The 14,908-nt window shown below is 50.5% G+C and carries 10 protein-coding genes; 7 read left to right on the forward strand and 3 right to left on the reverse strand.

Annotated features, from left to right (window positions below):
* The first annotated feature begins 85 nt into the window (after positions 1-85).
* From DXD12_RS14710 to DXD12_RS14725, 4 genes are read left to right on the forward strand one after another with little or no spacing between them, the layout of a single operon-like run.
* Positions 86-1,951 (forward strand): LCP family protein, encoded by a 1,866-nt coding sequence (locus tag DXD12_RS14710; RefSeq protein ID WP_118629257.1) that lies wholly within the window; start codon positions 86-88, stop codon positions 1,949-1,951.
* A 21-nt stretch (positions 1,952-1,972) separates the two neighbouring features.
* The gene (locus DXD12_RS14715) at positions 1,973-3,394 is read left to right on the forward strand and encodes an undecaprenyl-phosphate glucose phosphotransferase (RefSeq protein ID WP_107001458.1); all 1,422 of its coding nucleotides are present in this window, start codon (positions 1,973-1,975) and stop codon (positions 3,392-3,394) included.
* Between the two features lie 13 nt (positions 3,395-3,407).
* Positions 3,408-5,105: an LCP family protein gene (locus tag DXD12_RS14720; protein ID WP_107001459.1), complete on the forward strand. Its 1,698-nt coding sequence runs from the start codon at positions 3,408-3,410 to the stop codon at positions 5,103-5,105.
* A gap of 28 nt (positions 5,106-5,133) precedes the next feature.
* Positions 5,134-6,048, forward strand: coding sequence for an AEC family transporter (locus tag DXD12_RS14725; protein ID WP_182429162.1), 915 nt, complete (start codon positions 5,134-5,136; stop codon positions 6,046-6,048).
* A 538-nt stretch (positions 6,049-6,586) separates the two neighbouring features.
* Here DXD12_RS14725 and DXD12_RS14730 read toward each other — a convergent pair.
* Entirely contained in the window at positions 6,587-7,795 is a 1,209-nt protein-coding gene (locus DXD12_RS14730) for a class I SAM-dependent rRNA methyltransferase (protein WP_118638603.1), read from the reverse strand.
* Between the two features lie 290 nt (positions 7,796-8,085).
* Here DXD12_RS14730 and DXD12_RS14735 point away from each other — a divergent pair, with 290 nt between their 5' ends.
* Both DXD12_RS14735 and clpX read left to right on the forward strand, forming a co-directional pair.
* Complete coding sequence (locus tag DXD12_RS14735) at positions 8,086-9,615, forward strand: trypsin-like peptidase domain-containing protein (RefSeq protein ID WP_118638600.1); 1,530 nt, start codon at positions 8,086-8,088, stop codon at positions 9,613-9,615.
* A gap of 290 nt (positions 9,616-9,905) precedes the next feature.
* Entirely contained in the window at positions 9,906-11,393 is a 1,488-nt protein-coding gene (gene clpX, locus DXD12_RS14740) for an ATP-dependent Clp protease ATP-binding subunit ClpX (RefSeq protein WP_118482345.1), read from the forward strand.
* Between the two features lie 110 nt (positions 11,394-11,503).
* Here clpX and DXD12_RS14745 read toward each other — a convergent pair whose 3' ends face one another.
* Positions 11,504-13,195, reverse strand: coding sequence for a S8 family peptidase (locus DXD12_RS14745; protein WP_118638601.1), 1,692 nt, complete (start codon positions 13,193-13,195; stop codon positions 11,504-11,506).
* A gap of 137 nt (positions 13,196-13,332) precedes the next feature.
* Between DXD12_RS14745 and DXD12_RS14750 the strand changes: the two genes are divergently transcribed.
* Positions 13,333-13,872, forward strand: coding sequence for a signal peptidase II (locus DXD12_RS14750; protein ID WP_118523802.1), 540 nt, complete (start codon positions 13,333-13,335; stop codon positions 13,870-13,872).
* Here DXD12_RS14750 and DXD12_RS14755 read toward each other — a convergent pair.
* Positions 13,802-14,644, reverse strand: a complete 843-nt coding sequence (locus DXD12_RS14755; RefSeq protein ID WP_118638602.1) for a BadF/BadG/BcrA/BcrD ATPase family protein — start codon at positions 14,642-14,644, stop codon at positions 13,802-13,804. The two genes, DXD12_RS14750 and DXD12_RS14755, sit on opposite strands and share 71 nt — an antisense overlap.
* Between the last annotated feature and the right edge of the window lie 264 nt (positions 14,645-14,908).

The raw sequence follows: 14,908 nt of genomic DNA on the forward strand, positions 1-14,908 counted from the left end.
ATGGTTTAGCAGATGCAACACGGAGAAAGGCTGCTTATCAGACAATGTCTGAGCGGCAGCAAGAAAGTGAAAGATGAGGTAGCTTATGAATTATGAGGATGATGAGCTGGAGCGCATGAGGGCGCGCCGCGAGGGCAGAAGCAGCCGTGCCAGTCAGGCAGGGTATTCTTCGCGCGGCAGTTCTGCTTCCGGCACCAGCCGCAGAAGAGTCAGCAGTACAGTCGAAAATAGCCAGAGAAAAGGTGAGGCGGGCAGCGGTTCAGTACGTTCCGGCTACAGCGGTCCTAAGAGCGCTGGAAGTGGAAAAAAGAGTTCGGGACGCCGCGGCAGCCATTACCGTAAATCGGCGCGCCACAGAAAGCATATGATCATTGCGGCGGAGATTGTCGTGATTATATTGATGATTCTGGGCGGTGCGTTCTGGTATATGTATCACAGAACCTTCGGTTCTATGCAGAAGATTGATTTCAACGAGGACCAGGTTAAGAACGTCAATCTGTCCCAGGAACAGATCGATGATATGAAGGGCTACATGACCGTGGCGTGCTTCGGTGTCGATTCGCGAAGTGAGCACGGGCAGATGAATGTCGGAAAAGGTACGAACGCGGATGTCAACATGATTGCCAATATCAATCTGGAGACGGGTGAGATCCGCCTTGTATCGGTATTCCGGGACAGTTATCTGAATATCAACGATAAAAACTCTTATAATAAGATCAACGCCGCTTACGCACAGGGCGGTCCGGAGCAGGCAGTTAAGGCGCTGAATAAGAACCTGGGTCTTAACATTACCCAGTATGCGACGTTCAACTGGAAAGCGGTTGCGGATGCCATCAACATTCTGGGCGGTGTAGATGTCGAGCTGAGTGATGCAGAGTTCTCCTGGATCAATGCCTTCATCACGGAGACCGTAAAGGAGACTGGTATCGGTTCTCATCAGCTGACCCATGCGGGCAATGTACATCTGGATGGTATCCAGGCAGTTGCATACGGACGTATCCGTTATTCAGATACGGACTATGCGCGTACCGAGCGTCAGAGAATTATTCTTCAGAAAGCCTTTGATAAGGCAAAAAATGCAGACTGGGCGACACTCAACTGTCTGATTCAGACGATCATGCCGCAGCTTGCAACCAATGTTGATATTACGGATTTGATTCCGCTGGCACGCAATATCGCGAAGTTCCATATTGGTGAGACCGCGGGATTCCCGGCAGCCAGAGGTGAGCAGGATGTTGGAAAGATCGGTGACTGCGTTATCCCGCAGACACTGGAGTACAACGTAAAAGAGCTTCATAAGTTCCTGTTTGATGAGGAAGATTATCAGGTTCCGTCTAATGTTAAGGAGTACAGCAGCCATATCGCGCAGGTAACGGGGCTTACGACGAATGCGAAGCTGATTGGTCATGTTCCGGTCGATCAGGGTGTCAGCGCCCAGACGTTTATCAAGAAACGGGCGAGCCGTATTGCCGCGCAGGCAGCGGCGAAGGATGCCGCTAAGAAGTCATCGACGAGTGCTTCGGACGAGTCGGATGACGAGAGCGGGGATGAGACCAAGAAGGGCGAGAGCGAGAGCTCGATCGGATTGGACGAGATCTTTGATCCGGATGAAGACTGGATTGACTGGGAGGAAGAAGAGTCGAAGAGCAACAGCAGTAAGGGACCAGGAACAACGACGACTCCCGGCAAGAAAAATCATACGGATAAGACAACCGAGGCGGATGATTCTTTATCCGGACCAGGCAGCACATCGGAGACGAAGTCTTCCGTTGCAAAACCGGGATCTACAACCACGACAGCGGCAGAGACAGCGGCATCCAGTGAAAAGACTTCTCCGGGTGCATCAGATAATTCCGGTGTGAAAAGCCCGGTCACAGAGATTCAGGATCCGGGGAATTCCGGAAACAGCGATGCAGCAGGCCCCGGCGGTCCGGCGGGTCCGGGAGCTTAATCTGAATTCAGGTGATATACTATGATAAAAGATAACCAGAAACGGCTGAACCATTTCCACGTAGTGCTGGACGCATGTGTCATTGCATGCGCCTACGCACTTGCGTGGTTTATCGTCAATGGAACGTCGTGGTTTAATGTAACAGGGCATAATAAGAGCGCAATGGCAGTCGTCTATCTGGCGGCTGGCGTTCTTATTGTACCGTTTTATTTGATTTTATACGCATTTTTTCATCTTTACACGCCCAAACGGGTTCAGGGAAGACGGGTGGAGTTAGCCAATATTTTTAAGGCGAACATCATCGGTCTTTTGGTGATCTCACTGATGCTTTACCTGGGCGGTAAAAATGAGTATTTCCACAACTTCTCCCGTCCGATGGTATTTTTGTTTTTTGGCATCAATCTCTTTGCTGAGATTCTGATGCGGAATATCCTGCGGATAGCGCTTCGGTCGATGCGGTCGAAGGGATATAACCAGAAGCATCTGCTTCTGGTCGGTTACAGCCGGGCAGCGGAAGGATTTATTGACCGTGTGAATGTCAACCCGGAGTGGGGCTATAAAATCCGCGGTATTCTGGATGACCATGAGGAGTGGGGCAAAGAATATAAGGGAGTGCGCGTGATCGGCAAAATTGACGATCTGGATACGATTCTGGCGCTCAATACGCTGGATGAGATCGCGATCACCCTGAGCATCCAGGAGTATGGAAAACTGGAAAAAATCGTGGCAGGCTGTGAAAAATCGGGTGTGCATACGAAATTTATCCCGGATTATTATAACTTTATCCCGACCCGTCCGTTTATGGAGGATCTGCAGGGACTTCCGGTGATCCACATCCGCCATGTGCCGCTCACGAATCTGCTCAACGCAACGATGAAGCGGACGATGGATCTGGTCGGCGGCATGATGGCGCTCATCCTGTTTTCACCGGTGATGCTGGTGACGGCGATTCTTATAAAGGCGACTTCGCCGGGACCGGTCATTTTCTGTCAGGAGCGGGTGGGACTTCACAATAAGCCGTTTAAGATGTATAAGTTCCGCTCGATGGCGGTACAGTCGGCGGCAAAGGAGAAAAGCCAGTGGACGACGCCGGGAGACCCGCGTGTGACTCCGATTGGAAGATTTATCCGGAAGACGAGCATTGACGAGCTTCCGCAGCTGTTTAATGTTCTGAAGGGCGATATGAGCCTGGTTGGACCGCGCCCGGAACGCCCGTTTTTCGTTGAAAAATTCAAGGAAGAGATTCCGCGTTATATGATCAAACACCAGGTGCGTCCGGGAATGACCGGATGGGCACAGGTCAATGGTTACCGGGGCGATACCTCGATCACGAAGCGGATTGAGCATGATCTGTATTACATCGAGAACTGGACGCTGGGATTTGATTTTAAAATCATGTTTTTGACGGTTTTTAAGGGCTTTATAAATAAAAACGCGTATTGATGAGGAAAACCACATGGGATATGAAGAAGAAAGAGATAGGTCAGGACACCGCCGGAGCCGACGGGCAAAACCGTCGGAGATGGAAGACGATGGTCTGACACTGATCACGGATTCATTTACGGAACGCCGGGAGGACGGATCCCACCGGAGCGGAGATAGAAGCCGAAGTGGTCAGAAAGCGGCAAAGAGGGGACAGACGCAGCCTGGCAGCAGCCGGGAGAGCCGGAATCAGGAGAAAACCCGGACCATGAACCGGTCGGATATTTACGCCGACCCGGTTAAATTGAAAGCGCGCCGGAAAAAGAAGCGGAAGATATGGTTTATTCTTCTGGAGAGCGTGATGCTGATCGGGATTCTCTGCTTTGCGGGATATTCGTATATCAGCAGCCGTCTGGATCTGATGCAGCGGCTTCCGTGGAACCCGGATGAGATCAAAAACGTCGAGATTTCGGAGGAGAAGCAGGAGCAGATGAGCGGTTATTGGACGATCGCGGTTTTCGGCGTGGATAGCCGTAACTCATCGGTCGGAAAGGGCAACAACTCGGATGTCAATATTCTCTGCAACATCGATCAGGGAACCGGTGAGATACGTCTGGTTTCGGTGTACCGGGATTCATATTTAAATATCAGCGACAAGAATACCTACAACAAAATCAACGCTGCTTATATGCAGGGCGGACCGGAGCAGGTTGTCAAGGCGCTCAATAGGAACCTGGATATCGATATTGACGATTATGCGACCTTTAACTGGAAAGCCGTTGCAGATGCGATCAACATTCTGGGCGGCATTGACGTGGAGATCACGAAATCAGAGTTTTATTATATCAATGCGTTCATTTCTGAGACGGTCAAGGCGACCGGCGTCGCTTCGACCCAGCTTAAATCAGCGGGCATGAACCATCTGGACGGTGTGCAGGCGGTTGCATATGGGCGTCTCCGTCTGATGGATACGGACTATGCCCGTACCGAACGACAGAGAAAGGTTATTTCCCTCGCGTTTGAGAAGATGAAAAAAGCAGATTGGGCGACGATCAACAATATTGTGCAGACGGTATTTCCACAGGTGGCGACCAGCATCGAGATCAATGATCTGTTGAAGATAGGACGAAATATTACGCGTTACCATCTGACCGAGACGACCGGTTTTCCGTCGGAGCTGAGGGAAAAGAAGATGGGACGCAAGGGCGCCTGCGTCATCCCGCAGACGCTGGAGAGCAATGTCATCGAGCTGCATCATTTCCTGTTTGGCGATGAGGAATACACGCCGACTGAGACGGTCCGGACGATCAGTCAGAAAATTGTATCAGATACAGGCGTTCATGGCACGAAACAGGCAGAAACGAAGGCATTGCCGAAGACGACCGAGGCGACGACAATTTCCATCCTGGATCCGACGCAGGAGAGCGGCGCGGACGAAAGCCAGAAAGCCGGGAGCGGCAGCGACGAGTCGGAGAAAGAGACCGGTAATGCTTCGGAAACACAGGAGAATGACGTTTCTGAGCAGGAAAGCCGTCCGGACGGTACGCATGCATCAAAGGAAAATGCGCGGGAGAGCAGTGAGGCAGAGTCTGGCGGTTCTTCGCCGGCATTTCCGGGCGGAAATTCTGGCACCGGCACGGAGAATGGCAGAGAAAAACCTTCCGGCAGCGGTTCCCCGAATGGAAGCAGTGCACCGGGAAGTAAGACGGATGCGGGAATCATCATTGAGTGATGAGAGAGTGTGAAACGGAGGAAATGCTTTGAATTTAGATGGTTTGTACCGGATGCAGGGAATGTTATTTTCCCTGATGATTCTGGGTGCATTCTTAAAGAAGAAGGGAATTATCACGGATGAGGGAAAAAGGGTCATTGCGGATCTGGTCATCTTTGTGACACTTCCCTGCAGTATCATCGAGTCATTTGAAGTAGAACTGAGCATGGATATCTTAAAGAGCAGCGCACAGGCGCTGCTCGTCTCGTGTATGGTTCAGGTGGCTTGTTATATCTTAAATATGGTACTGTACCCGGGTGTGGGAGAGGAAAAGAAGAAGGTCCTCAAATACGCGACGATGGCGTCCAATGCCGGGATTCTGGGAAATCCGGTGGCGGAGGGCATCTTCGGCTCGATGGGGCTTTTCTACGCCTCTTTTTACCTGATTCCGCAGAGAACTGCGATGTGGTCGCTGGGAATGACGTATTTTACGAAGGCGCCGGATCGGAAGACGCTGATTAAAAAGATATGCACGCATCCGTGTATTGTCTCCGTATTCATCGGCTTTGTGCTGATGCTTTTACAGATGCAGATTCCGGGATTCCTGGGAGATACGGTACATAGCTTAAACAAAGCAAACACGGCAGTCTCCATGATTTTTGTCGGAACCGTTCTGGCGGAGGCAGATATGAAGACGATGATCACGCCACTCAGCTGCTACTATGCCGCCGTGCGCCTGATCCTGATTCCGGCGCTTGTGTGGATCGGCTGCCTCCTGTTCCATATCGACACACTGGTGATGGGGATTTCTGTGGTGCTGGCAGCGATGCCGGCAGCAAGCACGACGGCGATTCTTGCCGCGAAATATGGCGGGGATGAAGTCTTTGCGACGAAGTGCGTGGTATTTACGACGCTGCTTTCGATGGTGTCGGCACCGGTTTGGTGTATGGTGCTGCAGCGGTAATCCCTTATGAGTTCGTATTTCTATAAAGGGGGTTTCGCTTGCATTGGATGAAAAGATATGTTATATTAGGGATAGAAAAAAGGAAAAGCCAGAGGAGCGGCTTACCTGAATAAATTAAACAACTGTTTTATTAACAGCCGTCATTATTGCAGTAATGGCGGCTATTTTCGTTTTCCCTTGAAAATTGTATAACACAATCCAACAAGGGCGCAAATGAATATTCCAATCTGAATCAAATCAGAGTATGTAACATACATTGGCAATGCCCTCCTTTCTTTCGTCTGGAGGGTTAGATTTGTGCCTCGTTCCAGTCTTTGATAAACAAGCTTTGCTGAAATCTAGCAACCCTCCGATAACAGAGGGTAAGCCGCCTGGCTCTCTGGTTTTTCCCATGTACGAAGTATATCATATTTTATCAGAACAGACAATGATAAAACGAAACAAATCCCCTCAGATTGCTCTGAGAGGGTTTGCATATTCATGATTTATAATAGCAGTTCATATTGCTTGGTTATAGTCTTACAAACATTCTGTAATTTTACTTCTCATCCACAACCTGGAAAATGTAGAACTTCAGATAATAGGACGTCTCATCCCCCGCCCACAGAATCGGATGGTCGGCTGCCTGGGTGCGGTATTCGATCTGGCGCAGGCGGCGGTGGGCGCTGCGGGCTGCCTCCTGAATCGCCTTTGTGAAGAGTTCCGGCGTCATGAAATGGGAGCAGGAGCAGGTGGCGAAGTAGCCGCCGTCCTTTACCAGACGCAGACCGCGAATATTGATCTCGCGGTAGCCCTTGATGGCATTTTTGACCGAGCTGCGGGATTTTGTGAAGGCAGGCGGATCGAGAATCACGACGTCAAATTGCTCACCTTTTGCCTCTAATTCCGGAAGCAGGTCAAAGACATCCGCGCACTGAAAGGTGGTAGTGCCGGAAACACCGTTTAACTCTGCATTTTCACGCGCCTGTGCGACGGCAAGTTCGGACGCATCCACGCCGATGACCTCTTTGGCGCCAGAGACGGCTGCATTTAAGGCAAAGGAGCCGGTGTGGGTAAAACAGTCCAGAACGCGTTTGCCCGGGCAGAGACGCTGGATTGCCAGACGGTTGTATTTCTGGTCGAGGAAAAAGCCAGTTTTCTGCCCGTCCTTGACATCTACCAGATAGCGGACACCATTTTCAACGATCTCTACTTTTGTATCAAATGGTTCCCCGATAAAGCCCTTATAGCGCTCCATGTCCTCCTGTAAGCGGACCTTAGCGTCGCTGCGCTCGTAAATACCGCGGATATGAATGCCGTCTTCCTCAAGCACCTTGACGAGTTTTTCCAGAATCAGCGGTTTCAGACGGTCGATACCGAGCGCCAGGGATTCAACGACCAGCACATCGGAAAATTTGTCGATCACGATGCCCGGAAGGAAATCTGCTTCGCCGAAAATCAGGCGGCAGCTGCTGGTATCAACTGTCTGACGGCGGTATTCCCAGGCATTGCGGACGCGCATTTCGATAAAAGCATCGTCGATGACAGTATCCTTTTTGCGGGAAAGCATCCGCACGGTAAGCTTGGAGCGGGTGTTGATAAAACCACATCCGAGCGGATAACCGTCAAAATCTTCGATACGAAGGATATCGCCATTTTCAAATTCGCCCTCAATTCGTTCAATTTCATTATCATAGATCCACATACCGCCGGCTTTCAGGGAACGAGCCTCGCCTTTGCGGATATGGACAACTGCCTGTGTATTCATCATGGATGTAACAGTCCTTTCATATAAAATGTAAAATTCGTTTCATTCATTAAGTATACAAGAGGAGAGAAAGACTGACAAGTGAAAACCGAGAGATGTTTTTAAGCTTCACAGATTTATGATTTTATTTTCACAATTACATCACAAATAACTGATAGACTATCTCATGTAAACAGAGAGAGGGCAGAAAGCCTGAGACAGAATATAAGAGTATGAACAATCCGCTGCGGGAAGGTTCGCAAAATGGACAGTACGCGGCTGTGATTCCTGAGAACAGGAGGTATGAATATATGTATGACGAGAATGAAAGAAATGAGAGACACGATCAGGATGTAGATTATACGGAGGGCGCTTATTCGGACAGCGCTTATGAGGAAAAGAATAACGATACTGCTAAAAAAGAAGAAACTTCCGATTATGGCGGTTATCATGATTCCCGTTACCGGGGCAGTCTCGATGGAGAACCGGAGGCAGCAGCCGGAGCAGACCCGAAAGAGAATGCAGAGAAGCAGCCGGAACGCAGCTATATTCCGGAAGAACGGAGTGGCCGGGGACATGGCTCTAAGAATACTGGTAAGAAAATTGCGGCACTTGTGATGTCGGGCATTTTGTTTGGCTGTGTGGCAGGCGGAACCATGGTTGGCGTGAATGCACTTTCAAACCGGCTTCTTCCGGGTGAGACCGCACAGGAAACGATCGGTCAGGTTTCCCAGGAGACACAGGCAGATGCGGGCACTAAAACGCAGGCCTCCATTGGCAACGATGTTTCTTCGATTGTAGAGAAAGCGATGCCGTCCGTTGTAGCGATCAACAACAAGATGATTTATACACAGGACAACTGGCTGTTTGGTCAGCAGCAGTACGAGGTGCCGAGCAGCGGTTCAGGAATCATTGCCGGACAGAATGACACGGAACTTCTGATTATTACCAATAACCATGTCGTTGAAGATTCCGAGGAACTTTCGGTTACTTTTATTGATAACCAGAGCGTTAAGGCAGCGGTCAAAGGTACTGATTCCGATTCGGATCTGGCAGTCATTGCCGTACAGCTTTCGGATATACCGGAAGAAACGAGAAAACAGATTAAGGCAGCCGATCTGGGCGATTCTGATTCCCTGAAGCTGGGACAGGGTGTTGTGGCAATCGGTAACGCACTGGGACAGGGGCAGTCGGTTACCGTCGGTTATGTCAGCGCTTTAAATAAAAAGCTAACCATCAACGACGTAGAGCGGACACTTCTGCAGGTCGATGCGGCGATCAACCCAGGCAACAGCGGCGGCGCACTTTTAAATATGAACGGTGAAGTTATCGGCATCAATGCGGCGAAGTATTCGGACACCAGTGTTGAGGGTATCGGCTATGCGATCCCGATTTCACAGGCAAAGGATATTATCAGCGACCTGATGACGAAGACGACGAAGGTAGCTGTCGATGAGAATGAGCAGGGCTATCTGGGAATCCAGCTTCAGAATATCGACAGCCAGATGGCGCAGGCGTATGGCATGCCGGAAGGTATCTATGTATACAAGATTGTTGCGGGCGGCGCGGCATCCAGGTCGGATCTGCGGGAGCGCGATATTATCACCAAGTTTGACGGTGAGAAGGTAAAGAATGGTGATGATCTCAAGAAACTGCTGACTTACTATAAGGCAGGTTCCACCGTTACCATGACGGTACAGAGTTTGGAAAATGGCAAATATGTCGAGAGAAACGTACAAATTACACTGGGCTCCAAGAGCGATATGCCGCAGAGCCAGGATGGCCAGAACGAGAGCCGGAGTGAATCACAGGCAAGTCCGCAGAGAAAACTGGGAAGATAGAAAGTATCCCATCAGCGAAGTGGGCTGGAATGGATATTTGCTCGTAACGGTGAAGATACGGAACTGTTGCGAAGCGGAAATGAATAAAATCAGGAAGATATAGAAAAGAAGGCAGGTGAACCGCCGGTAGATCCTCTTGTAATTAGAGAGGGCGGTGATTCATCTGTCTTTTTGTTTCATAGGAAATTTTTTATTTTAAAAACGAAATGACGGCTGCTGTTATGATTTACGTTTTTCACAAGCTATGATAAAATGAAAAGGTGCTTTTAGATTGGAGGAAATATAAAAATATGAGTGATAACCAGAATATAGATACGACAACCAATATAAACGAAACAGATACAAATAAAACCAGTACAGATCATTCGGATGATTACGAGAAAATCTGCTACGTCTGCCGCCGCCCGGAGAGCAAGGCGGGAGAGATGATCACGATGCCGGGCGGGATGAATTTCTGCCATGAGTGTATGCAGAAAGCATTTGACTCGATTTCCAAGTCGGGCATGGACTTTTCCAAGCTTCAAAATATGCCGTTTATGAACATGAATCTCAATGATTTTGCGGGCATGCAGGTGCCGAATACAGAGATTCCAGAGAAAAATAAGATCAAGAAAAAGAGCAAGGCAAAAGACACGGAGAAATTTCTGACGATGAAGGATGTTCCGGCACCGCACCAGATCAAGGCGCAGCTGGATGCATATGTGATCGGGCAGGAGCGGGCGAAAAGGGCAGTTTCAGTGGCAGTCTACAACCATTATAAGCGCGTGATTCTCCGGCAGCAGGACGAGCTCCGGGCAAATGAAAATACGGAAGAAAAGGCGGAAAACGCGGCGGCACAGGGAATGCAGATGCAGGGCGGCGAGCCGGAGATTGAGAAATCCAACATCCTGATGCTGGGACCGACCGGAAGCGGAAAAACGTACCTGGTCAAGACGCTGGCGAAGCTTTTGGATGTGCCGCTGGCGATCGCGGATGCGACGGCGCTCACGGAAGCTGGATATATCGGAGATGATATAGAAAGCGTAGTCTCCAAGCTTCTGGCAGCGGCTGGAAATGATGTGGAGAAAGCTGAGCAAGGCATCATTTTCATCGATGAGATCGATAAAATTGCGAAAAAGAAAAATACGATGAGCCGCGATGTCAGCGGTGAGTCGGTACAGCAGGAGCTTTTAAAACTTCTGGAAGGCAGCCAGGTAGAGGTGCCGGTCGGCTCAAACCAGAAGAATGCACTCACGCCGATGGCGACTGTGGATACGAACAACATCCTGTTTATCTGTGGTGGCGCGTTTCCGGGACTGGATGATATCATCAAGGAGCGCCTGAAAAAGCGTTCCACGATGGGCTTCAACTCCCATTTGAAGGATGAATTTGACAATGATCCGGATATTTTGAGCCAGGTGACAACGGAAGATCTGCGGAATTTTGGCATGATTCCAGAGTTTCTCGGACGTCTGCCGGTGCTTGTGAGCCTGCAGGGGCTGACAAAGGAATTGCTGATGCGGATTCTGAAAGAACCGAAAAATGCGATCCTCAAGCAGTATGAGCGCCTGCTGGCGCTGGATGAGGTCAAACTGGTGTTTGAGGACGATGCACTGGAGTGGATCGCCGAGCGGGCGCTGGAAAAAGATACGGGTGCCCGTGCGCTGCGTGCCATTTTAGAGGATTTTATGATGGATATCATGTATGAGATCCCGAAAGATCCGAATATCGGATCCGTTGTGATTACGCGCCCGTATCTGGAGAAGAATGGCGGTCCGCGGATAGAGATGCGGGGATAATAGCTTTTCAGGAACATGATCGGTGAACGGTGTCATGGATGTGGTGAAAGTTAGCGATGTAAGGATCCGGAAAAGCAATTTGTGTGTGAAGAGAAAACAGCAGAAGTTAATTAACTTCTCATGGATAAAAAAGAGTTATATAGGTTTAACGTCCCATACCCCCACTCCCGGCTGGGATATTCGATGGAATTTCGGCGGTCAGCCCCGCGGATCAGAAATGCCTTGGCAATCGAGGTGTTGATCCGCGGGGCTGATGGCGTATAGGCAGACCAGGAGAGCAGGATCGCGGCGGCTCCGGCGGTCATGGCGGCGGCAAATGAGGTTCCGGTTACCTCCTGATAATCGGGAAGCGGGAGCCGGACGCCGGGGGCGGCAAGGTCGGGCTTGATAGTTCTGGTGCGGGTAAAACCGCGGCTGGAATGCAGATAGATCCCGCCCGTCTGGTGGCTGTAGGCGGCGGTGGTGATGATGGCTGCTGTATTGCCCGGATCGGTGATGGTTGTGTCCGGATCCGGGCGCAGAAAGAAGGTTTCATCCGAGATAAAGCCGTGCACCGGCAGCCACATATGATATTCACCCTGAATCGAGAGCGTGTGGTAGACGCGGATTTTCCAGATTCCGGCGGCGGGGGCATCAAAGCGCATCAGGATCAGTTCGCTTCCGGTCGCCAGCTCGGAGCTGGTATAGTTGAGGTGAATGGTCGTTCCTTCCAGAAGAAAGGGAATCCGGCGTTCTTCGTCGCCGGAGAGCCGGATGCGTCCCGTTTCGTCGCCGGAGGGGGATAAAAATCCGACACTGTAAAGCTCCGATTCACGCGCCCACAGTTCCAGCGTAAATCCCCGTTCGCCGGGACCGACCCGCAGTTCCACATCCTCATAGGAGGTGGAAGCAGGAAATACACTGCGAAAATGGTGCCCGCGCCCGGTTTCATTGCCTCCGGCGGCGACCAGAATCTGCCCGCTGGCGCGCGACAGGCTGTTCAGATACAGACCAAGCGGCGAAGTGCCGCTGTGGCTTCCGGTATTGGTGCCAAGACCCAGCAGGATCACAAGGGGCTTTTTCTCCTGCCTGGCAATATAAAGAAGAAACTTGATTCCGAGCATGATGTCGTCCTCCTGAAAGGCGATGGCATCCTCGCGGATCAGAAAAAAATCGCGAAGATAGGTTCTGGCTGGTTTCAAGCGGACAACGACCAGTTCCGATTTCGGCGCCGCCCCGGAGAAAAAAGCATCGGCATCTTCGGAACCGGCGGCGACCAGCGCCATCTGCGTGCCGTGGCGGAGAGGATCCGAGGTGGGAACGATGGAATGCGGATCTTCCGAGCGCAGCGCCTCGTTGATGTGGGAACGCTGGTAGACACTTCCGTAGTGCAGCGCATCGATCGGATCCGGCGTGCTAAGCCCCGCGCCCGGAACCGTCTGATCCCAGATGGCGGCGATGCGCGTGCTTCCATCCGGATCGCGTAACAAGGGATTTGTATAATCGATCCCCGTATCCACAATCCCAATCAGCGTCCCGCGCCCCTTGTTTCCCAGGAAGGGCTGTTCTGCCGTCCGGGAAATTCCTGCGCTGTCCAGGCTGGATGTATCTAATATGGTATAAAGATTCGGGATCGAGTCATAGCCATACTGCTGGACTGAGAGCGGCAGCGCCTCCGCCAGAGACCGGTGCCAGATCACATACTCATGATTGACAAAATCATAGCAGCCGGAATCATTTTCCAAAATCTGGTTATAGGTAAAAGGAAAAAAACGTTCGATAAAATCGGCGGTTTGGTTGTCTGGAAGAGAAGAACAATTCATAGCGTTTTCCATAGAGATTTTTTAGAATTTAAGATAAGATATGCGGTAAAATACGAAAGCTTCCCTATACTCTGTCGGAAAAACTTGTTATAATAAATATAAGTTAGATAATGACATTTATATGAGGAGGTGCCCTTATGAAAAAATACCTGTATATGATAGCTGCCCTGTTCGGCATCGATTATTTCTGCAAGGAAAACATAGAAGCCCAGAAACCGGAAGATTTTCCGCGCGACATGGAAAAAAGCCATGGAAAGATCCGTCTGTACCGCAATCACAACGACGGTTTCTGTTTTGGAGTAAAAAAAGAAAAGAAAGAACTGGTTCGCATGGTGCCGGTTGTCTTTACTTCGGCGGCAGCGGGCATTCTGACATGGTTACTGTGCCGGGACGAAGGCAGAAAAGCCGATCGGATCGGTTTTGCCCTCATCACGGCGGGTGGTTTAAGCAACCTGTATGACCGCCTCAAACGCGGTTATGTGGTAGATTATTTCAGCATCCGGTGTAAATATCTGGAAAAGGTCGTCTTTAATCTGGGAGACTTTTTTATCTTCGCAGGAAGCGCCCTGATCGCAGCCTTCGATCTGCTGGGAGCCGTCCGTGATCTTAGTTCTCCGGCAGAGGATCACATAAAAGCGCTCCGACTGCCGTGGCGAAAGACGGATGAGGCGGAATGATATAGTCGATTCCAAAGACATCGTGCATCTGATTGAAAATGTCAAAGGTCTTTGCAGCAGGTGCAAGGCTGGCGAGAGAACCGGTCAGGACGACATTTCGGGTGGTGTCCTGGCTGAGCGCTAGGGACGCCATCACACCCACATTTTCATAAATCATATTGAAAAGAGCGGCAGCCAGATCAGCATCCGAGGCGCCGCTTTTGATTCGCCCAAAATTGGAAGCCGTTAAGTCGGCGGCAAGTCCCGGGACATCTTCCTCCTGCACGTCGGCGATGCGGAGATCCGCCATGGCCTTATTGCCGCGCAGCGCCATCTCTGAGAGGGCAAAAATGTCGGTAATGCCTAAGAAACGCTCCGCCATGCCGGCAAGTGTCCCACCGCCGACACCGCTTCCGCCCAGATGACGGAAGCCGTTTGTCTTTGAAGCGCGGATAAAGGCAGAGCCGGTTCCAAGGCTGACCACCAGCGCTTCGTCAAGCCCGGACAGGTATAGGCCGCCGTGTCCGATGGCATCCAGCTCCAGGGCGTGGATGGTCGGGATGCCGAAGATATTTTCATGGAAATACGTCGAACCGAGCCCGGTCAGGACGATTTTTTCAACATCGCCAAACGAAGCGCCCTGTTGATCCAGGAAACGCCCGAGAACACCGTAAGCCGAGGTGCGCGGGTCATCCGCGTGAACCTGAAGCGTACCGAGCAGAGCGCCATGTTCATCCAGCGCCGCCGCCTTGGTGCTGGAACTGCCGATGTCGATTCCGAGGGATAATTTCATTTGCTTATCTCCTTTATGATATAAAAATAGGATATGGCTGCCAGGGCAGTCGTTCCGTATCTTTTATGACTGTAAGAATTGGATTGTTTTTATAAACATTATAGGGTAAAGTAAAATAAAGTGCAATGGAAGAATGTGGTCCGAATGTTCTTAAAATGATATTTGAAATGGATAACATAAAGATTTATATGTCACGCCCAAGCTTTGTTGAGATTCCGGCTGAGACTGAAATATGCTTTAGCCTGCAAATAAAAAGTCAAGACT

Origin of the sequence: Clostridium sp. TF11-13AC (assembly GCF_003481065.1) — a bacterium.
Lineage (GTDB): Bacteria > Bacillota > Clostridia > Lachnospirales > Lachnospiraceae > Otoolea > Otoolea fessa.